Source organism: Paenibacillus sp. D9 (assembly GCF_001188365.1).
Lineage (GTDB): Bacteria > Bacillota > Bacilli > Paenibacillales > Paenibacillaceae > Paenibacillus_O > Paenibacillus_O humicus.
In genome coordinates, this window is the sequence record NZ_JZEJ01000001.1 from 4,858,886 (window position 1) to 4,879,226 (window position 20,341).

21 protein-coding genes are annotated in these 20,341 nt (G+C 60.7%); 17 read left to right on the forward strand and 4 right to left on the reverse strand.

Features of this window, described 5'->3' with window-relative positions; genetic code table 11:
- Nucleotides 1-280 precede the first annotated feature (280 nt).
- The 3 genes from VE23_RS27135 to VE23_RS21765 all read right to left on the reverse strand — a co-directional run bounded on the left by VE23_RS27135 (nt 281) and on the right by VE23_RS21765 (nt 1,464).
- Complete coding sequence (locus VE23_RS27135; protein ID WP_021880133.1) at nt 281-433, reverse strand: hypothetical protein; 153 nt, start codon at nt 431-433, stop codon at nt 281-283.
- 98 nt (nt 434-531) lie between these two features.
- Nucleotides 532-942, reverse strand: coding sequence for a GNAT family N-acetyltransferase (locus tag VE23_RS21760; protein WP_021880132.1), 411 nt, complete (start codon nt 940-942; stop codon nt 532-534).
- A gap of 36 nt (nt 943-978) precedes the next feature.
- Nucleotides 979-1,464 (reverse strand): tetratricopeptide repeat protein, encoded by a 486-nt coding sequence (locus VE23_RS21765; RefSeq protein WP_049869093.1) that lies wholly within the window; start codon nt 1,462-1,464, stop codon nt 979-981.
- A gap of 186 nt (nt 1,465-1,650) precedes the next feature.
- On the opposite strand from VE23_RS21765, the gene VE23_RS21770 reads away from it, so the two are divergent.
- The 15 genes from VE23_RS21770 (at nt 1,651) to VE23_RS21840 (ending at nt 17,526) form a co-directional block, all read left to right on the forward strand.
- The gene (locus VE23_RS21770; protein ID WP_084781620.1) at nt 1,651-2,571 is read left to right on the forward strand and encodes a M15 family metallopeptidase; all 921 of its coding nucleotides are present in this window, start codon (nt 1,651-1,653) and stop codon (nt 2,569-2,571) included.
- 267 nt (nt 2,572-2,838) lie between these two features.
- On the forward strand, nt 2,839-3,954 hold the full coding sequence (locus VE23_RS21775) for an extracellular solute-binding protein (protein ID WP_049869094.1): 1,116 nt from the start codon (nt 2,839-2,841) through the stop codon (nt 3,952-3,954).
- Nucleotides 3,955-3,958: 4 nt separating this feature from the next.
- Entirely contained in the window at nt 3,959-5,650 is a 1,692-nt protein-coding gene (locus VE23_RS21780) for an ABC transporter permease (protein ID WP_049869095.1), read from the forward strand.
- Nucleotides 5,647-6,780 carry an ABC transporter ATP-binding protein gene (locus VE23_RS21785; protein ID WP_049869096.1) on the forward strand — a complete coding sequence of 378 codons (1,134 nt, stop codon included), beginning with the start codon at nt 5,647-5,649 and terminating at the stop codon, nt 6,778-6,780. The genes VE23_RS21780 and VE23_RS21785 overlap by 4 nt, the downstream gene beginning before the upstream one ends.
- Before the next feature lie 5 nt (nt 6,781-6,785).
- The gene (locus VE23_RS21790) at nt 6,786-7,478 is read left to right on the forward strand and encodes a metallophosphoesterase (protein WP_049869097.1); all 693 of its coding nucleotides are present in this window, start codon (nt 6,786-6,788) and stop codon (nt 7,476-7,478) included.
- 76 nt (nt 7,479-7,554) lie between these two features.
- Nucleotides 7,555-8,448: a LysR substrate-binding domain-containing protein gene (locus tag VE23_RS21795; protein WP_049869099.1), complete on the forward strand. Its 894-nt coding sequence runs from the start codon at nt 7,555-7,557 to the stop codon at nt 8,446-8,448.
- A gap of 128 nt (nt 8,449-8,576) precedes the next feature.
- Complete coding sequence (locus tag VE23_RS21800; protein ID WP_021882170.1) at nt 8,577-9,437, forward strand: hypothetical protein; 861 nt, start codon at nt 8,577-8,579, stop codon at nt 9,435-9,437.
- 77 nt (nt 9,438-9,514) lie between these two features.
- On the forward strand, nt 9,515-9,874 hold the full coding sequence (locus VE23_RS21805) for a YidH family protein (RefSeq protein WP_049869100.1): 360 nt from the start codon (nt 9,515-9,517) through the stop codon (nt 9,872-9,874).
- 125 nt (nt 9,875-9,999) lie between these two features.
- Complete coding sequence (locus VE23_RS21810; protein WP_049869102.1) at nt 10,000-10,959, forward strand: acetylxylan esterase; 960 nt, start codon at nt 10,000-10,002, stop codon at nt 10,957-10,959.
- Nucleotides 10,960-11,500: 541 nt separating this feature from the next.
- The gene (locus tag VE23_RS21815) at nt 11,501-13,138 is read left to right on the forward strand and encodes an extracellular solute-binding protein (protein WP_049869104.1); all 1,638 of its coding nucleotides are present in this window, start codon (nt 11,501-11,503) and stop codon (nt 13,136-13,138) included.
- A gap of 24 nt (nt 13,139-13,162) precedes the next feature.
- Entirely contained in the window at nt 13,163-14,119 is a 957-nt protein-coding gene (locus tag VE23_RS21820) for an ABC transporter permease (RefSeq protein WP_084781621.1), read from the forward strand.
- Between the two features lie 13 nt (nt 14,120-14,132).
- Nucleotides 14,133-15,011, forward strand: a complete 879-nt coding sequence (locus VE23_RS21825) for a carbohydrate ABC transporter permease (RefSeq protein ID WP_048749124.1) — start codon at nt 14,133-14,135, stop codon at nt 15,009-15,011.
- A 101-nt stretch (nt 15,012-15,112) separates the two neighbouring features.
- Nucleotides 15,113-15,916, forward strand: coding sequence for an alpha/beta hydrolase (locus tag VE23_RS21830; RefSeq protein WP_021880595.1), 804 nt, complete (start codon nt 15,113-15,115; stop codon nt 15,914-15,916).
- A gap of 203 nt (nt 15,917-16,119) precedes the next feature.
- Nucleotides 16,120-16,845 (forward strand): SDR family oxidoreductase, encoded by a 726-nt coding sequence (locus tag VE23_RS21835; RefSeq protein ID WP_049869106.1) that lies wholly within the window; start codon nt 16,120-16,122, stop codon nt 16,843-16,845.
- A 42-nt stretch (nt 16,846-16,887) separates the two neighbouring features.
- Complete coding sequence (locus VE23_RS21840) at nt 16,888-17,526, forward strand: ThuA domain-containing protein (protein WP_021880593.1); 639 nt, start codon at nt 16,888-16,890, stop codon at nt 17,524-17,526.
- A gap of 132 nt (nt 17,527-17,658) precedes the next feature.
- Here VE23_RS21840 and VE23_RS21845 read toward each other — a convergent pair whose 3' ends face one another.
- The gene (locus VE23_RS21845) at nt 17,659-18,324 is read right to left on the reverse strand and encodes a DUF2306 domain-containing protein (protein ID WP_048749127.1); all 666 of its coding nucleotides are present in this window, start codon (nt 18,322-18,324) and stop codon (nt 17,659-17,661) included.
- A 152-nt stretch (nt 18,325-18,476) separates the two neighbouring features.
- On the opposite strand from VE23_RS21845, the gene VE23_RS21850 reads away from it, so the two are divergent.
- Both VE23_RS21850 and VE23_RS21855 read left to right on the forward strand, forming a co-directional pair.
- Nucleotides 18,477-18,953, forward strand: coding sequence for a MarR family winged helix-turn-helix transcriptional regulator (locus tag VE23_RS21850; protein ID WP_048749129.1), 477 nt, complete (start codon nt 18,477-18,479; stop codon nt 18,951-18,953).
- The gene (locus VE23_RS21855; RefSeq protein ID WP_021880590.1) at nt 18,950-20,161 is read left to right on the forward strand and encodes an MFS transporter; all 1,212 of its coding nucleotides are present in this window, start codon (nt 18,950-18,952) and stop codon (nt 20,159-20,161) included. Before VE23_RS21850 ends, VE23_RS21855 begins: the two co-directional genes overlap by 4 nt.
- Nucleotides 20,162-20,341: the final 180 nt, after the last annotated feature.

Here is a 20,341-nt window from a genome sequence, read left to right on the forward strand (position 1 = left end):
GCGGGTCCCAAATCGGAGGGATTTCAATATTTCCTCGGAAATAGGGCTCGATGAACGAAGCTCGGCGACTGTAGCGGTCAAGCGCTTGTCCCGTCCATGAAGCGAAGCGGCAGCCCCTCTAATCGGCCTGGTTAGAGGGGCTGCTTCTCTTCTAAGAGCTTGCAGGGAGAAGGGAACATCCGGCCAAGGCCCCTAAAGCAATAAAAGCCCTCAAAGGTAGGAGAGGACTTCGGCAGCACGGGATCAAGCCCGCATGAGCATTATTCGGGGGCGTCTTTGTTCAGGCTTGGGGCTGGAGAAGGTCCTGGTACGATTTGTACGCCAGAATGGCGACAATCAAAGATCCGATAAAGAAAAAAACGGATCCTCCCAGTGTAAACAATCTGCCGATCAGGGTGTATTTAGCATCATCGATCTGGGCAAGCTGGTTCATTTCTGTCCCTCCCTAGGCCATTTATCCTAGTGTATGCATCCCTGATCAATCGGTTCTGCTCCCAGCCTGAAGCGGCAGGCTGGGAACGAGCCTTCGCATTACAGGGAGTACTTCCTGTACATGCCGACGGAAGCGGGCTCCGTATAGGCAAAGCCGTATTGCTTGTACAAGCGGTCAGCGGGCACATCGGCAATGAGGCTTACGTAGGAGCCCTTCGGCGCATGGTTGTCCAGATACTCCGTCAAATGAGCCATCACGAGCTTGCCGAGTCCTTTCCCTTGATAAGAGGGCTCTACCGCGATGTCGACGATCTGATAGAAACAGCCGCCGTCGCCGATGATCCGGCCCATTCCGATCAGCCGGTCTTCATGCCGGAGAGATACGCAGTAGATCGAGTTCCGAAGTCCGATCGCAGCTCCTTCCGGACTTTTGGCGCTCAATCCTGCGGCCTTTCGGAGACGGATGTATTCTTCCGGGGCGGGAGCTGCATGGTGGACGGATGGATTCAGGGTTCATTTCCCCTTTCAATTTTTCGTAGATACGGATCAGCCCTTAAGCAGATCCTTGGCGGAGGATTCTATCTTGTGCCGATACCGGGGCAGATGGCCGGCGAGCGCGGCGAGCGCGATCGACGCCGCCTGGCGCTCTTCGCCGGCATCGGCCAGGCATAGGGCCAGGAAAGCCTGGACGGCGTCGTCCAGATGATCGGACCCGCGCCGCTGCTCGGTAGAGAGCAGGGCGATCGCCTCCGGCAGCGCGCCGATGCCGCGCAGCAGGCTTGCGAGCTGAATGACGGCAAGCCTCCTGCGCTCTCCCTTCAATCCTCCCGATAGGGCGCGCCGGTACAGCGGCACGGCAAGATCGGACTGCCCGGCGTGCTCCAGGGAGGCGGCGCGTTCGAAGGCCGCTTCAGGACTGTCCTCGGGAAGCTCGGAAGCGAGCCGTTCCATTCGGGCGACGAGTTCCTCTCTGCTCAAGGCGTCTGCGGAGCCCCACAGCAGCGCCACCCGTTTATCCCAATCATGAGGCATAAGGCATCTCTCCTTGGTCCGTTTCCTCTCCACTATTATAGGGCTTGACTTGACGGGAACCAAGCTTGCGCGCCTGATCGGGACGTTACATTTTCGGCGGAGTCGTATACAATCGGTGTATACGAATTCGGCAAAAAAAGCGCAGCCGGACGTAAGCACCGGGAAAGAAGACAGAGGAGGAGCTCCATGCATTCGAAAGGAAAGAAGCTGCTGGCATGCTTGCCGGCCGCATGTCTGGCCATCCAGCTGACGGCTTGCGCCGCCCCGGCCGATGCCGTGGATTCCTCCGGCAGCGCCAGCCCCGCGGGGCTGAAGAACGGAGCGGACGAAGCCGGGCATGAGGCGGCAGCGGCTGCCCGTACCCCGGCCCCGACTGCCTCTGTTCCGGTGGATTCGAGCGCGCCGCAGCCATCGAGTGTCAGCCCGCAGCCTTCCCCCGCCGGCAAGGCCGCGCCCGCCAAGCAAGGAGTGAAGCCAGTGGCAGAGAAAAAGCATCGGCTGCCGGAGGGCTTCGTTTACTTGGATGAAGTCATCCCGACGCTCAAATCCGATATCCGCTATTACACCGACTACAATTTCGTGGGAAGAAGGCTGGACGGCTATAAGGCGCCATACGCCATCCTGTCCGAGCAGGCGGCCCAAGCGTTGAAGGCGGTCAGCGACGATCTTGCCGTGAAAGGACTCGGACTGCTGGTCTACGATGCCTACCGCCCGGTCAAGGCTGTCCAGCAGTTCATGTCCTGGTCCAAGGATGGGGACGATACCGTCATGAAGGACGTCTTTTATCCACAAGTGGACAAGGCCGACGTGTTCAAGCTTGGTTTCGTATCCTCCCGTTCGGGGCATTCCAGGGGCAGCACGATCGATCTCACGACCTACAGCCTGAAGACAGGCAAGCCGACCGACATGGGCAGTCCTTTCGATTTTTTCGGGGAAATCTCGAGCCACGCTACGAAGCAGATCGGAGCCGTCCAAGCGGCTAACCGGGCCGTTCTCAAGAAAGCGATGGAGAAGCGCGGCTTCCACCCCTACAGCAAGGAATGGTGGCATTATACGCTCGAAAAGGAGCCGTTTCCCAAGAAATATTTCGATTTCGACATTGAGTGACGAGAGGTTCGATGCGGCGATTTTCCCGACGCTGCAGGCATTCATTTAACGCAGGAACTGACGCAGTGGAAACGAAGCGATTCCCATGCCCGGCTTGACCAACCGGTGGTGGGGATCGCTTTATTTATTTTCGGGGAAACAAAAAAATCTATGATCCCATCCAATTTTATCGAATTTATTTAATGAAACCTTTTCTTGCCGTTGACGGCTACCTGACACAGGTCTTATATGCTTAGAGCATCAAGACATTGATCAGGAGGATGTTCGATGACAACCATTGTCCGCCGCAAGCGCGTTACCGCCCTTCTCGCCCTGTCGCTCTCCCTCGCCTTATCCGCATGCGGAGCCCAGAATGCGTCCCAGAATGCAGCCGGCCCGGCTGCAGAAGGACAGGCTCCGGCCAACACGGAAGCCTCGGCCGCTCCGGAAGCTTCGACGGAGCCGTCCAAGTCGGACGAGCCGCTCGTCGTCTACCTGAACGACTTCGACGAGATCATCCAGCCGATGTTCGAGCAGGCGACCGGCTACAAGCTGGAGCTCGTATCCGGCAACGGAGCGGAGCTCGCATCCCGCATCGAAGCGGAGAAGGGCAATCCGCATTGGGATGTCGTCTGGATGGATTCCATGCCGATGATCGACCAGCTCGGCAAATCCGGCCGCCTGCTGGAGGGCTGGACGCCGGCCGACATCGGCAACCTGACGGACTTCGCCAGCGGGCTCGTTCCGGCGAGCGGAGCCTACTATCCGACCGGCGCCCACGCCGCCGCAGTCATCGCCTACAATACGAAAGCCTTCACGAAGGACACGGCTCCGAAGACATGGGCCGATCTGACTGACGCGAAGTTCAAGAATACGCTGGGCATGGCCGACCCTGCTGTCGCCGCTCCTGCCTATCCGTTCGTCTCCTGGTTCTTCCAGAACCAAGGCATGGACGCCGCGAAAGGGTATTTCGACAGCCTGTTCAAAAACGGCATGCATGTGTATCCGAAGAACCCGAACGTCGCCAAAGCGCTGACCGGCGGAGAGATCAAAGCGGCTGCCCTTCAGGAAAGCAACGCCTACGCGCTGAAGAACAAAGGCGAGCCGGTCGACATCATCTGGCCTGCCGAAGGAGCTCCCGCGTCGGTGCGCGTCGCCGCCATCCAGAAAGAGACGAAGCATCTGGAAGCGGCCAAGGCGTTCGTCGAATTCCTGCTCGATCCGAAAACGCAGCAGGAGCTGATCGACAAGGGCGAGGAGAGCTACTTCGAGCCGTCCGCCAAAGGAGTGAACGCCAAGGCCGACCGCGCGGCGGATGCCAAGCTTGTCGTGGCCGAAGCGGCCTGGGCCGGCGAGAAGGAAGGCGAGATCAAGCAGTGGTTCGCGGACAAAGCGGTGAAATAAAGGGATGAAGTTCATACCGAGTCAAGGCAACAGGACGGGCTGGCTGATGCTGGCCGTCCTGTTCGTCCTCATCCTGCTGCCGCTGCTCGCGGTCGTCGTCCAGGTGCTCTTTCCCGGCATTTTCTTCGGCACCTTGAAGATAGGCGATCTTTCCCTGCTGCTCGACATCTTCAGACGGCCGCTATGGTACGCCTCGCTCAAAAACTCGGTCCTGCTCGGCCTGGGCACGACGGTTCTGGCCACACTCCTCGGCGGAGCGCTGGCTTTTGCCCGTTCCCGCTGGGCATTCCGGACGGCCAGGCTGCTGGACGTATCGGTATGGCTGCTGCTGATCACCCCTTCCTTCATTCTGGCTCAGGGGTGGGTCATGTTCGCGGCTCCGGACGGCCTCGCTTCCCAGTGGCTGGGCTGGAACGGAGCGACCCGAATGGTGTTCCAGCCTGCCGGGCTGATCGCCGTCATGACGCTGAGCAAGTTCCCGCTCGCCTATCTGACGGTGAAGGCGGCGCTGGAATGGAGGGTCGAGAGGCTGAGCGACGCGGCGCGGCTGTCGGGCGCGTCCCCATGGACGGTGCTGCGCACCGTGGAGCTGCCGCTGCTGCTGCCTGCCATCTGTTCGGGAGCGATGCTGGTGTTCATGGACACGGTCGGCGACTTCGGCCTGCCTGCCTCCATCGCAGCGGTGTTCCGCTTCCCGACGCTGCCCTATTCCATTTATTCCGCGCTGTATACATCGCCGATCCGCTTCGACATGGCCGGGGCGCTGTCGTTCTATCTCGTGCTGCTGATCGCGCTCGCGATGAGCGTCCAGCTGTACGCCATGCGCAAGTCGCGCTTCGACTTCCTCTCCTCCCGCGCGGTCAAGTCCGAGCCCCGCCGTCCGGCGAAGGGCGGCGCTCTGCTGGCGCTGGGCAATGCCGCCTTCCTCGCGGTCGCCATCGGCATCCCGCTCGGCTCCAATCTGCTGATGTCGCTGCAGGGCGACTCCGCCGGCGGAGGGTTCACCCTGGAGCATTACCGCGCTCTGTTCCGGGATGGCGGGCGGCTGGCGCAAGGGCTGGCCCATTCCCTCGAAATCGCGCTCGGCGCGGCGGCCATCGGACTTGTCGTCGGCTTCCTGACGGCATATGTCCTGAACTATACCCGCTTCAAGCTGAAAAAAACGATCGACGTCCTGTCTCTCGTCTCGCTGGCAGTGCCCGGCATCGTGCTCGGCATCGGCTACATCTTCATCTGGAACCAGGCCTGGCTGCAGCCTATCGGACTGCTTCTGTACGGCACGCCGTGGATTCTGGCGCTCGGCGGCGTCGCCGGAGCCATCCCGGTCATTACCCGCATCATGGCGGGAGCGATGGCCCAGGTGCCGGAGCGGCTGCTGGCCGCGGCGCAGCTGCAGGGAGCCGGCTTCTCCCGCCGTCTGCGCACGGTGCTGGCGCCGCTCGTGAAGGGCGCGCTCCTGTCTGCCGGACTGACGGCGTTCGGCTCCAGCGTCTTCGATCTGGCGCTGTCCTCCGTGCTGTACCCGCCCAACTACATGACGCTTCCGGTCGTCATCAACAAAGCCTTCGAGGACCTCCGGTTCGGCTACGCGTCGGCGGCGACGCTGACGGGAGCCGGGCTCGTCGTCCTGATCATTCTGAGCGTGGACCTGCTGGCCAGAGGGACGCGCCGAAGTTCAAGGAGAACGACTTCATGACATCGATACTCGAGATCAGGCAAGTAGGCAAATCGTACGGCAAGCAGGAGGTGCTTGGGGGCGTCGACCTGACTGTGCAGGCAGGGGAAATCATCAGCGTGCTCGGCCCGTCCGGCTGCGGCAAGTCGACGCTGCTGCAGCTGATCGCCGGCCTTCAGCAGCCCGACCGCGGCGAGATCCTGCTGCGCGGCAAGGTGGCCGCCTCCCGGTCCGGCATGCTGGCGCCGGAGAAGCGCGGCATCAACATGGTGTTCCAAGACTATGCCCTGTGGCCCCATATGACGGTGTTTGAAAATATCGCCTACGGCATGCGCCGGGGCAAGCAGGACCAGACCGCGATCAAAGCTTCCGTGGCGGAGCTGGCCGCGCTCCTGAGGCTGGAAGGCTTGGAGCAGCGCCTGCCGCCCCAGCTGTCCGGCGGCCAGCAGCAGCGCGTCGCCATCGCGCGGGCGCTTGCGACGAAGCCGGATCTGATGCTGCTCGACGAGCCGCTCTCGAACCTCGACATGCAGCTGCGAGTCGAGATGCGCACGGAGATGGCGTACCTGTTCAAGAAGCTGGGAACGACCGTATTCCATGTCACCCATGATCCGGAAGAGGCGTTCTCCATGGCCGACCGCCTGGTCATCATGCGCGAGGGCGCGATCGACCAGACCGGCACGCCGCAGCAATGCTGGCGCCTGCCGGCTTCCGCCTCCGCCGCCAAGCTGCTTGGCGCGGGCAACCGGCTGCGGGCCATGGGCCGGAGCGGCGGAAGGGTTGCCGCAGGCGGAGCGGAGCTGGCCGGTGTGTGGCCGGGAGCGCCGGGAACGGCGGGCGCCGAAGGGGCTGCGCTGCTGCTCTTCCGCCCGGATGCGGCGGACTTTCTGCCGCGGGACGGCTCGTCCTCCGGCGATGCGGCCGCTGCCGAGGCCGCGGCTTCGCTGGAGCCGGGCATGGAGCCGAACCGCTTGCCCGTGCATGTCATGCACAGCGTCTTCGAAGGCAAGGGCTGGAGAGTGCTGGCCCGCACGGCCGACGGACAGCCGCTGACGTTCCTGCATCATCGGCCGCTGGCGGCCGGAGACGAGGGCATGCTGACGATATCCCCGAACGATCTCTACCTTTATCCACAGCAGGAGGCAAACTGACCATCATGTCCCGAATACTGGCACTATCCGACATCCATGGCTTCACCGCCGAAGCTCGCTTGCTGCTGGAAGCGGCCGCATACGAGCCGGGCAGGGACAGGCTCTTTCTGCTTGGCGATTATATCGATTACGAGCCGCATACATGGAGCTCCCTGAACGACGTCATGGAGCTGGCCTCCGGCGGCGCCGTCGCGCTTGCCGGCAACATGGAGCGGCATCTGCAGCGGCATCTGGAGCGGGAACTGGCGAGCCGCGGGAGCCTGGATTCCGCAAGCTCCGCGCAGCTGCAATTTCTCCAGAGCCTTCCGCTCCATGCGGCCGAAGGCGGCTGGCTGTTCGTGCATGCCGGCATCCGTCCCGGCCTGCCTCTGGAGCGGCAGACGGAGCCGGATCTGATCGGCATCCGGGAGGAGTTCTGGGGCGCCGCCGATGCGCCGCCGATGCAGCCCTTCGGGACTGGGGAGACAGGCGGCGCAGGGCTGCCGCCGGCTCATGTCGTGTTCGGCCACACGCCGACGCACAAGATCGGAGCGCCGCCGGGAGAGCTGTGGCATGGCCCCGGCAAGCTCGGCATCGACACCGGGGCCAAGCACGGGCTGCGGCTGACGCTCGTCGATCTGACGAGACGGAAGGACTATTCTTGTCCGACTCGTCCCGAAGAGAGGCAGGCCGGCATCCGGATCAGCGCTTGGGGATGACCGGACGGCACGAATGGCAGGAGTACGGCCGGGAGGCTCTCTTTTTCAACCAGGATAAGGAAGGCGGGACAAGGGAATGAACCTTCTGAAGTTCCAGATTGTCGAGCTGCTCGACAAGCACCGCAAAGTAACCGCCGTGGCCGAAGTGCTTGGCCTCAAGCAGCCGACGGTCACCTACCATATGAAGTCGCTGGAGCAGGAATACGGCGTGAAGCTGTTCGAGCCGCGGATGGACAAGGTGATTCTGACGGAGGCGGGGCGCGCCTTGCTGCATTATGCGGGAAAAATCAACAGCCTCGCCGCGGAGGCGAGGCGGACAGCCCAGGAATACGGGACTCCGGGGAGGGGGACCCTCCGCATCGGGGCCAGCTATGTTCCGGCGACCTACATGCTGCCGCGCCTGCTCAAGGAGTTCGCCCGCCGTCATCCCAAGGTGACGGTCACGCTGGCCGTCAAGCCATCCTCCGTCATCAAGGAGATGCTGCTGAGCCACGAGATCGATCTCGGCGTCCTGTCGGCGGAGCCGTTCCGCCTGCCGATGCTTGACGTGCATGAGCTCTGCGACGACGAGCTCGTGCTGGCGCATGCTACGAGCCATTACTTGGCCGCCAGCCCTGAGCTGAACCCGGGTCTGCTGGCGACCGCCGACTTCGTCCTGCACGGACGGCATTCCAGTACGCGCGAGCTGACGGACCGCTGGCTGGAGCAGCATGGAATCCGCCTGGAGCAGCATCTGGAGCTGGATTCGCTGGAAGCGATCAAGCAGGCGGTCATTCAGGGCGGTCATGTATCGTTCGTATCGGGACTGGCGGTCCAAGGAGAGGTGGCGAGAGGCTTGCTGCTGGCAAGGCCGATTCCGGAGTTCCGCTACCGGCGCACGATCAGCTGCGCCAGCAACCGCGACCGCCATCCGTCCGGCCAGCTGCAAAGCATGATGGAGCTGCTGTCGGGCTGGAGCCGTATTCAATAAACCTTGAGCGGCATTCAACTTTTAATTCCGTATTTAACGCACTCTCCGAATCTCCTTGATGTTGCCGGGACAAGCCGGAGCTACAGTTAAGAAGCCGGAAGGCAAAATCAGGCAGGGGAGCGGATGAGATGAAAAGCGTATGGAAAAAAGCGGCTGCGGCGGTATTGGCCGGGGGCTTGATCGCGACAATCGGCATGCAATCGGGCGAGCGGGCCCAAGCGGCAAGCTCCGTCATGGTTCCGGGTTACGAAGTGAAGCTGCTGCTCAGTCCGGCAGCCGCGCTCGGCAGCGACGGCAAGCCGTCCCCGGCGCTGGCAAGCGCCTTCGGGCTCGGTTCCGCGCAGAGCATCGGCGTGGAGTATTTCGACACCGGGTCCCTCGATTTGAATTCGAAGGGATGGGATGTGCGCTTCCGCAAGAAAGCCGACAAATCGAACTTCGAGATCAGCTACAAGAAGCGTTATCCCATCGTGAACGGCAATATCAATGCGGCGCTGGAGCAGGCCAGGCTGGAGGGCTTCACTTCCTCGGACGACAATTACGAGGCCGAGATCGACTGGAACTACAGCAAGCAGACGCTGAGCATTTCCACGGAGAAAAAGAAAAGCGCCTCGGGCTACAGCGGCACGGCTCTGCCGGCAGAAAGCAAAGCGCTCGGCATGGCGGTGGATGAAATCCCCGGCAAGCTGGAAAATTGGAGCGCCTCCGGCTGGGGCAAAGGGAAGCTGTCGGCTGCAAGAGCGCATGGACCGGTGGCTGTAAGCAAGTATACGGGCGCCTTCGACGGACTGGAGACGGATCTGGAAATCTGGCCGATCCGAAGCGCCTCCGGAACGGGAACGGAGACGATCGTGGAAGTTTCCTTCAAGACGGACGACGCTGGCGAGGCCGCGGCGGAGCGGGACAAGCTGATTGCCTTCGTGCAGGGCAAGGGCTGGCTCGTGCCTCAGGATTCGCTCAAGACCCAGTTGATTCTGGAACGTTATTAGACGCGGATTTCAAGGCCTTCCTGCGGGAAGGCCTTTTTGCGCTTCCCGTGTCCGGGGTATGATGGGGGAAAGGAGAGATGACGATAGAACAGGAAGCGAAGTACACCCAGCAGCATCTGGCCAACGAACGGACCTTTCTCGCCTGGGTGAGGACGAGCATCGCCATGATCGGCCTCGGCTTCATAGCCGCAGGACTCGTGCTGCAGACGGAGGTGCTCGGCCGTTCGGGCCGTCTCATCGCTTCCGCCGGGGGCATCGGCTCGGTCATCATGGGAGCCGTCGTCCTGCTGCTGGCGGCCAGGGATTATTTCCAGAAGCGCAGAGGGATCAACGAGGAGCGGTTCCGCTCTCCGATTCTGCTCGTCTGGATCGTCTCCGTCACGCTCGGGCTGATCAGCCTGCTGCTGATCGTCCTCGTCTTCCTGATGGTTCTGTGAGGCTCTGCCAGAGCGGGCGGCGCGGGGCGCCAAGCGAGGGTTGACGGGTCCGGCATGCCGTGATAAAAGGAAAGGAAAGACGGTTATTGGCCGCCTAACTAACCAAACGAAAGAGGTTTTCGACGATGCCGATGCTCGACATGCCGCTCGAGGAGCTGCGCCGGTACGAGGGGCGCAACCCGCGTCCGGCCGATTTTGACGCCTATTGGGAGCGAGCGCTGGAAGAGATGAAAGCGGTTGATCCTCAAGTGGAGCTCGTGCCGGCAGCCTTTCAGGTGCCGCATGCGGAATGCTTCGACCTGTATTTCACCGGGGTGAAGGGAGCCCGCATCCATGCCAAATACGTGCGGCCCAAAAACATCCCGCAGCCGCATCCGGCGCTGCTGCATTTCCACGGCTATTCCGGCCAATCCGGAGACTGGGCGGATAAGCTCGGCTACGCGGCGCTCGGATTCTCCTTCTTCTCCCTGGACGTCCGCGGCCAAGGGGGCTCCTCGGAGGACGTCGGCGGAGTGAAGGGCAACACCTTGCAGGGCCATATCATCCGCGGCCTCGACGGCGAGCCGGATGATCTGCTGTTCCGGCACATCTTCCTCGACACGGCCCAGCTTGCCGGCATCGCCATGGGCATGCCGGAGGTCGATCCGGAGCGCGTCGGCGCGACCGGCTGGTCGCAGGGCGGCGCCTTGACGATCGCCTGCGCCGCGCTGGAGCCGCGCATCAAGCGCGCCGCTCCGGTCTATCCGTTCCTGAGCGATTATCAGAGGGTATGGGAAATGGATCAGGCCAAGGACGCGTACGAGGAGCTGCGGGGCTACTTCCGCCGCTTCGATCCCCGGCATCAGCGCCAGGAGGAAATCTTCACGCGCCTCGGCTACATCGATATCCAGCATCTCGCTTCGCGCATTACCGCCGAGGTGCTGCTCGGCGTCGGCCTGATGGATTCCATCTGCCCGCCGTCGACCCAGTTCGCCGCCTACAACAAGATCGCCTCGCCCAAGTCCGTGGAGATCTATCCGGATTACGGGCATGAAGGACTGCCCGGCCTGCATGACGACATCGTGCAGTTCATGCTGAAGCTGTAGGACCTAGCCATAACGTACATGCTTTTTGCCTGCCGCCCAAGCGGGAGAAAGCAGAAAGAGATCCGCTCCGACATGGGGTGCTTTCTTTCCGCTCCATGCAGGAAGAGCCTCGACCGCAGCCCCGCAAGCAGCCGCATCCGGATTCATGCCGGATGCGGCCTTTTTTTTGGAAAATTCATCTATTTCAGAAACAATTTCAACTTTCCTGTAAACATGGCTATTAAATGACTTGGAAAATCAAAAGTTAAGAGATCAAAACAGAGCTGTATAGCGGTCCGATCCCTCCTCTCCATCATCCCTCCGGGAAGATGATTCTAGTGTTAAAGTAGGAAAATCGGTCGTATAAACAAAATGAAACATTTTATATAAAATTTAATTTTGTTGTTTACAAGAAGAATGAAGCGGGATTATAATCAAGCTGTAATTTGTAAGCGTGTTCATATCCAGCCGCGGGTTATTCTTCCGGGACGCCGGAGAGCGGCTTGGAGAGTCTTGCCTGATGGCAGGGAAAGACCATCACATCTAAATGGGGGAAACAAGCATGAAAAGGACGACAATGCTTCTCTCGGTATCTCTGGCGATGGCCGTGCTTACGGCGGCCTGCTCCGGCGGGAACGGAAACGGCGATTCCGCGGCCGGCAACGGCGGAGCGGCCAACACCGAAGCTTCGAATTCGGGCGGCGGAGCGAAGGAAGCCTCCAAGGAGCCGTATAAAATCAAGATGGCGCTCATGGCCGGTCCTAAAACCCCGGATTCCTGGGCGGAGAAGGCTCTGGAGGAAGAGCTCGCGAAAAGCATGGGGCGTCCGGTCGATGTACAGCCGATCTTCCTGCCCGACTGGTCGGAGCTGAACACCAAGATCAATCTGCTCATGAGCGCCAAGGACACGCGTCCCGGCATCCTGTGGACGGGCGACACGAAGGAATATGCGAAATGGGTCGATGCGGGCATCGCACAGGACGTGACTCCTTCCCTGCAGAAATACGGCAAGCAAATTCTCGATTACTACCGCAAGGACACGCTGTTCTACCACTGGGACAAGAGCGGCAAGATCTTCCGCATTCCCGGCGACGTGCCGGAGGCGAGCTACATGACGACGATTCTGCGCAAGGACTGGCTCGACAAGCTCGGGCTGCAGGTGCCGGCGACGCTGGACGAATACGTCGAGGTGATCCGGGCATTCGCGAACGGAGATCCGGACGGCAACGGCAAGAAGGACACCTACGGCATTTCCGGCGACAACTATTACCGTTCCCTGGCCCCGTTCTTCTACGCGAACGGTCTCGATGTCGAGAACTTCGTCAAGCAGCCGGACGGCTCCATCAAGTTCGGGGCGCTGGATCCGAAGGTCAAGGATGTGCTTGGGCTGCTGAACAAGCTGTACAAGGAAGGCGTCATGGATCCGCGCATGACGACGAGCGCCAACAACGACGACAACAAGGTCAACGACATCTACGCCTCCGGCAAGGTCGGCTCGTTCTACCGCTGGGTCGATTATTTCAACCCGGGCAACTCCGTCAACATGAGCTTCAAGAAGCTCAATCCGACGGGCGAATACATCTCCGTCCCTCCGATGAAAGGGCCGGACGGCTTCAGCTCCGACCTGCCGGATCCCGGCATCGGCTGGTGCTACCTGGTCGTGACGGACGCGACGGACGCCGACAGCGCCGTCCAGGTGCTGAACACGATGGCGACTCCGGAGGTGTTCAAGAAGATCACCTTCGGCAACGAAGGCGAGCATTACAAGATGGAGAACGGCATCTTCACGCCGACGATCCAGCCGGAGGAAGGAAGCAGGCTGGGACTCGGCAACTTCGGCTGGTATGTCCAGCGCAAGGACGCGGCGAACATCAAGAACACGCCGGAGGTGACCAGGATGTTCGAGGACAAGATCGCGACCTCCCAGCCGATGCGCGACAAGATCGTCGTCTTCAAGGCCATCGAGCGTCCGGAGTGGGACCGCTACTCCGCCGACATCAAGAAGGTGCGCGACGAGCTGTTCTGGGGCATCATCACCGGCAAGACGCCGCTGGACGCCTTCGACAAGTGGCCGGCCCAGTACGAGAAGCTCGGCGGCAAGAAGGTCGACGAAGAGGCGGCGGGAATGTTCGACAAGGAGCAGGCCGAGCGCGTCGAGTACGACAAATGGTATGAAGAGAACATCACGCCTTATAAATAACCCGCACGGGAGGAGGAGCGGCTCATGGCTGTTACGAAACCGGCCGTCTTGGCCGGCGAGCGGAAGCGGGCGGCACGCGGCACGCTGCTGAAGGATATCGCGCGGGACCGGTATCTGTACCTGCTGCTGCTGCCGGGCCTGCTGCTGGTGCTGGTGTTCAAGTACATGCCGATGTACGGCGTCGTCATCGCGTTTCAGGAGTACAACATCTACAAAGGCATCTCCGGCAGCGAATGGGTCGGCTTCGACCAGTTCACCCGCCTGTTCCACTCCCCGGACTTCGGGGAGATTCTGGGCAACACGATCATCATCAGCCTCTACAAGCTGGCTGCGTCCTTCACGCTGCCGATCATTCTTGCGCTGCTGCTGAACGAGCTGCGCAGCAAGCTGTTCAAGCGCTTCGCCCAGTCGGTCGTTTATTTGCCCCACTTCATCTCGTGGGTCATTTTCTCCGGCATTCTCATTACGTTCCTCAATCCGGTGGACGGCCTGCTCAACATGATCATCCAGCGCTTCGGCGGCATGCCGGTCGACTTCCTCGGCGACGTCCGGTATTTCCGCTCGGTGCTCGTCATCAGCGACGTCTACAAGGAGGTCGGCTGGGGCACGATCATCTACCTGGCCGCAATCGCCGGCGTCAACGCGGATCTGTACGAGGCGGCCCGCATCGACGGCGCCAGCAAGCTCAAGCAGACATGGCATGTCACGCTGCCGGCGATCCGTCCTGTCATCCTCATCCTGCTCATTCTGAGCCTCGCCAACATTCTGGAGGCCGGCTTCCAGCAGATTTTCCTCCTGTACAGCCCGCTCGTCTACGACGTCGCGGACATTATCGATACGTACGTGTACCGGGTCGGCATCCAGGAAGCGAACTACAGCTACGCGACGGCGGCGGGACTGTTCAAGTCGGCGGTCGCGATGGCATTGATTCTGAGCGTGAACGCGATCGTCAAAAAAAGCGGCCAGGAAGGCCTATGGTAAGGAGGAATCGGCCATGACGCCGATATCGGGAGGCGAGCGCGCCTTCAATGCCGCCAACATCGCCTTTTTCATTCTGCTGATGGCGCTGATGATCTATCCGTTCTGGTACATGGTCATGGCTTCGGTCAGCGATCCGGATCTGACGGCGAGCGGCGGCCTGTTTCTGCTGCCTGCCGGCTTCTCGTCGACCGCGTATCAGGCGGTCTTCCAGAACGTCTCGATCCTGTCGGGCTTCAAGGTGACGATCATCACGACGGCCGCCGGCACGCTTATCGGCACATTCTTCTCCGCAGGGATGGCTTACGCCGTCTCCAAGAAGCGGCTGCGCGGCGGCAAGTTCTTCTCCCTGCTCATCCTGTTCACGATGCTGTTCAGCGGCGGACTGGTGCCCTCTTACCTGCTCGTCAAAATGCTCGGCCTGATCGATTCGTACGGGGCGTTCATCCTGCCCGGCGCGATCGGCGCCTGGAACATTTTCGTCATGATCAGCTTCTTCCGGGGCATTCCCGACGAGCTGGAGGAGGCGGCCAAGATCGACGGGGCGAACGACCTGACGGTGTTCTTCCGGATCGTCCTGCCGCTCTCCAAGCCGGTGCTGGCGACGGTCGGCCTGTTCATCGCAGTCGGGTACTGGAACGACTTCTTCTCCTCCGTGCTGTATGCGACGGAGAAGGACATGTGGCAGCTGCAGATGGTGCTCAAGGATCTCATCAGCAACACGTCGCAGGCGATCTCCCAGGCCGGAATTTCGGTCGCCGTCCAGCAGCAGGTCAATCCGTTCACGGTGAAAATGGCTTCCATCCTCGTATCCAGCGCTCCGATTCTGGCTGTTTATCCTTTCCTGCAAAAGCATTTCGTGAAAGGGGCCTTGATCGGCTCCATCAAAGGCTGACGAGAACGGAACCGCCCCTGGAGCTTTTGGCCGGGGGCTGATTTTCGTTCGGAGGAGATGCAGCCGCGCACAGATCCGATTAAGCGAAGGAGGCGAAGCGCATGCCGCTGGCCCAAGTCGAATTTTTCTCGGAAACGCTGAGCTTATCCAGCTCATTCACCGCTGTCTTTCCGCAGCAGGCAACGTCGATCGGGACGAGGGGCGGGCTGGAGCAGGGCCCTCCGTATCCGGTGCTCTATCTGCTGCACGGAGCGACGGACAACCATACGAACTGGCAGCGGTTCACCTCGATCGAGCGCTATGCGCAGGAGAAGGGCATTGCCGTCATCATGCCTTCGGTTCATTTGAGCTTCTACTCCGACCAGAAAATGGGGCTGCCTTACTTCACTTTTCTGTCCGAGGAGCTGCCGGCGGTGGCGGGCAGCCTCTTCCGCCTGTCGGACCGGAGGGAGGATAGGTTCGCTGCCGGCTTGTCGATGGGCGGATATGGCGCCTTCAAGCTCGGCATCCGTTGTCCGGAGCGGTTCGCTGCCGTGGCGAGCCTGTCCGGCAGCCTCAGCCAGCGGACACGGCTGACGGGAGAGTCGCCGATCGGCAACGCCGCTGTGCTGCGGATGGCGATGCTGACCTTCGGCTCGGCGGAGGAGTATGACGGCAGTCCGGACGACTTGGCTCATGTGCTGGAGCAGCATCTGGCTGCGGGGACTCGATTGCCGAGGTTTTACCAAGGCTGCGGGACAAACGACTTCAATATCGGGCTGAACCGCGATTTCCGCCGCCAGTTCGAGGGCCGCATCGACTTGACCTGCGTGGAGACGGCGGATGCCGGCCATGAATGGAGCTACTGGGACGCCGCGATCCGGGATGTGCTGGATTGGCTGCCGCTGCGGCGAGGCGCCCGTTAAGGCGGACGGAACGGACCCGTGGACAGAAGGAAAAGAGACGAGAGCTGGAGATAGCCGAAAAAGTCGTCTAAATTGGGCTGAAAACGTCGGAAAGCACAGGAGATAGCCGATTGGAGAGCGGCATCCTGATGCGCAGAGTAATATTATGGATGGCGCCGCCCGCCCGACGCAGGTAAGATGAAGGGACAAGGAGGAATGTGGAAATGAAACATGCCTTTGTAACGGGAGCCGACAGAGGGCTTGGCTTCGATTTGACGCTGGAGCTGCTTGAAAGGGGTTACACGGTGTTCGCCGGCAGGTATATGCCGGATTGGGAGGCGCTGGACGGCGTTCCCGAAGGAAGGAGGGACCGTCTTCATGTCCTGGAATTGGACGTCTCGGATCCCGCCAGCGTAGAGAAGGCCGCAGCGGCCGTGTCCGGGAAGACGGACAGCCTCGACTTGATCGTCAACAATGCCGGCATCAGCGGCGACAAGGAAGGATCCATTTTCGGCGACATCAGCTACGAGCATCTCAACAGGATGTACGCTGTCAACGCGGTCGGTCCGCTGCGGATCGTCCAGGCGCTGAGCGGTCTGCTGCTGAAGGGAGCGGACAAGCTTGTGGTGAACATCTCCTCGGAGGCCGGCCAGATCAATCAAGCCTGGCGCGAAGGCTGGTACGGCTACTGCATGTCCAAGGCCGCTCTCAACATCCAGTCCAACATCGTCCATAACGAGCTCAAGGGACATGGCGGCAAGGTGCTTGTGCTTCACCCGGGATGGATGAAGAGTTATATGGGCGGAGTCCTCGGCACGGAAGGCGATCTCACGACGGCGGAAGCGGCGGAGCAGATCGCAGGCACGATCCAGCGCTACCTGGAAGATCGGGAAGAGCGCAAGCACCCCGATTTCCGGGATTACGCCGGGCGCGAGATGAGCTGGACTTGATGGAACCGGGCATGTTCGGAAAAAAGCAAGGGAGGCGACCACATGACCAGAACGGCAAAGGCGCTGCTTCTCGGCGACCAGGCCCACGCGGCCTATCATCCGCTGGAGCCGGCTGAGCAGGAGCTGCGCGGAATGTTGACCGATATGCAAGTGGAGGCGACGGAGGATTACGGCTGCCTGTCGACGGAGGGGCTGGCAGGCTATGATCTGCTGATCTCCTATTCCGATCTCTGGCGGGTGAAGAAGTCCCGCGGGCAAGTGGCGGCGCTGCTGAGTTACGTCAGCGGGGGCGGGGGACTGCTTGTCGTCCATAACGGCATTTCGCTGCAGGCGGACCCCGAGCTGGCCCAGCTGATCGGCGGCCATTTCACCGGCCACCCCGATTACGGTCCGCTGGCGTTTTCGGTGAAGCAGGATGCGGAGGCTCATCCCGTCATGGAGGGAATCCGGGCATTTGCGATGGACGAGGAGCCTTACCGCTTCACGATGGATCCGATAGGTCCGGCCCAAATTCTATTGGAATACAGCCATGAGGGCGGCAGCTGGCCAGCCGCGTGGGCGCATGAATTCGGCCTTGGCAAGGTCGTCTATTTGATGCCCGGACATCATCGGCAGTCGTTCCGGCATCCGGAATACCGCAGGCTGATCGTCCAGGCGGCGGCATGGGCTTCGAATGCATGATCAACAGCATGAATGGACGCGCGGATCCTTGGATGACTGAGGGAAGTTCTCAAATACGCACTATCCACAGTCCGCGATCAAAATGAATAAGAAGCCGGAGCGCCCAGGGGCGTTCCGGCTTCTTTCGTTTCGCTAGGCCCCGGGCAAGGCGCCGCCGTTGACGGAGGAACGCCGGAGCCGGATGAAAAGCTCCGCAGCCGCTGCAAGAAAGGCGATGGAAGCATACACGCCGGCGATGTAGCTGGCCTCGTAGGGAAGGCCTGCTCCGCGATAAAGAACGAAGGCGAAAAAATGGATGCAGGAATTGGTGAAGCAGAAAACATAGCTGCGCAGCATCCACTCCCGATGCGCCATATACCTGCCTTGACGGGCGTGGCGAATGGAGATGACGGCCAGCGCGGGCCAAGCGATGTTGAGCAGGTTGAACGGAATGCTCACCCATTTCCCGCCGGTCGCGTAAGGCGCAAGATAGCCGGAAGTCAGAGATACGGCTAAAATCGAAATCAAGTAGGCATATCCGTTGGCTCGATGCAGCTTGAAGCTGCGCCGGCGCAGCCTGGAAGAGAAGTTGAGAGCTCCAGAGGCTGCCGCCAGACAGGCGAAGGCGACATGCACGCGCATGGCTCCCAGCCACGAGGGTACAGGCACGACTTGATTCAGGCCGGTTTTGACGCCAAGGAAGAAGCCGGCGCGGGGATCGAAGACGTAGTTTTTGAGCAGGGAATATCCGATGACGCAAGCGGCGATGGCGGCTAGCAGGACGGGTCCCCAACTGATTTTCACCTTTGTTCTGGACAAGGAAGCATCTCCCGTAATGGCTAGCTGTAAGCCGGATTCCTTCATATTACCATGAATAATCGGCATTCAGAATGAAAGACTACAGATTGACAGATCCGAATAACGGGCATATAGTTGTCATAACAACTACTTTTGCGAAGCGGAGGCTTAATATGTCGGACCCGGTATTCAACGATAAGGAAGAAGCAGGACAATTGGATCAGTCCGTCGGCTTTCTGATGGGGGTCGCTTATCGCAGAATCAGCCTGCTCCTGCAGCAGCGGCTGAAGCCTTGGGAGATTACGAGCGAGCAGTGGTCGATGCTGTTCCGCGTATGCGAGCGGGAAGGGCTGATCCAGAAGGAGCTGGCCGATTGGTCCGCCAAGGATAAGCCGACGACGACGCGGATTCTGGACAATCTCGAAGCCAAGGGCCTTATCGAGAGACGTCCGGACGACAGGGATCGCCGTTCCTTGAGAATCCATGCGAGCGATGCAGGCCGCCGTCTCATCGGCGAGACGGCTGCCGTAGAGGCTGAAGCGGTTGCCGGGATTACGGCAGGGATGCGAGCCGAGGAGCAGGAGATGCTGCGCCGCTTGATCCGTCAGCTTATCCGCAACGCGAATTCACAACTGGAGGTAACCTCATGACGAAAGATGCCGGCAACGCGGGCCGATTATGGACCCGCTCTTTTATTGTTCTTACGCTTGGAGCTTTCCTGCTGTTCCTCAGCCTTCAAATGCTGCTTTCGCCTTTGCCGTCCTATGTGAAAGACCGGTTCGATCCAGGCTCCTTCATCATCAGCCTGGTGACGAGCCTGTTCGCCCTGGCGGCGATCGCCTCCCGCTTCGGTACGGCATGGCTGCTGCGGCACGTAGGCCGGAACGCGATTCTATTCTTCGGCCTCGGTCTGGCCGCAGCATCGACCGCTCTCTACGGCGAAGCTGCCAGCATCGGAATGCTGCTGCTGCTGCGTGTATTGTTCGGAATCGGATTCGGCATGGCGAGCACGGTGCTGCCGACGATCGTGACGCAGATCATTCCCCCGTCCCGGCTTGGCGAGGGCGTCGGTTATTTCGGCCTGTCCACCAGCATCGCCATGTCGCTCGGCCCGATGATCGGGCTGTCCGTCATGGGATCTTTCGGATTCGGAGCGCTTTCGTTGACCGGGGGCGCTGCCGCGCTGCTTATCATTCCGCTGCTGCTGGCTCTCCGGGCGATTCCGCCCTTGCCGTCCAAGGCCAAGGCTGCGCTCTCCGCAGCTCCAGATCCTATGGCCGCCAGGCGGCGCTCCGGAAGCATCTGGATGCCGGCCGCGCTCAATGCGCTCATGGCCGTCACGTACGGATCCGTGCTCAGCTACATCGTTCTCTTCGGCGAGGAGCGCCATCTGGCGAACGTTGGCTTGTTCTTCCTTTTCAATGCGGTGACCGTGCTGCTTGTGCGGCCGATCTCGGGGCGGATGTTCGACCGGCACGGGCCGGCCGTCGTTCTGATTCCCGGCGCCGTCGTCCTTATGGCCAGCTTGACTCTCCTGTCCTACTCGCAGCATATGGGGCTGCTGATCGTATCGGCTTTGCTGTACGGACTCGGTTTCGGTTCCATTCAGCCATCGGCGCAAGCATGGATGCTGCGCTCGACTCCCCGCGAGCGGCATGCCTCGGCGAACAGCCTGTTTTATAATTCCACCGATTTCGGCGTCGCATGCGGATCGATGGTGCTTGGAGCGGCTGCATCTTCACTCGGCTATGCGGCGATGTATCGTTGTTCGGCTGGAGTCATGGGCCTTTTCCTCATTGTCTATCTGATCTATTGGACGGCCTCGAAAAAGGGCGCCGCATTGGCGTCAGCAAAATAGCCATCGTTTAAATGAACATGAATTTGAACCGGCCGGCTCTCTGGAGCCGGCTTTTTTTAGGCATTCATGCGGTTTTTGGAGACAAAATGCTTGTCATTCAGCAATGAAGGTGCTGGAGCGGCCCGAACGATGGATTTATTTTTCCGCAGCTGCGCAGACGCGATGAAGCATCCTGCGTTC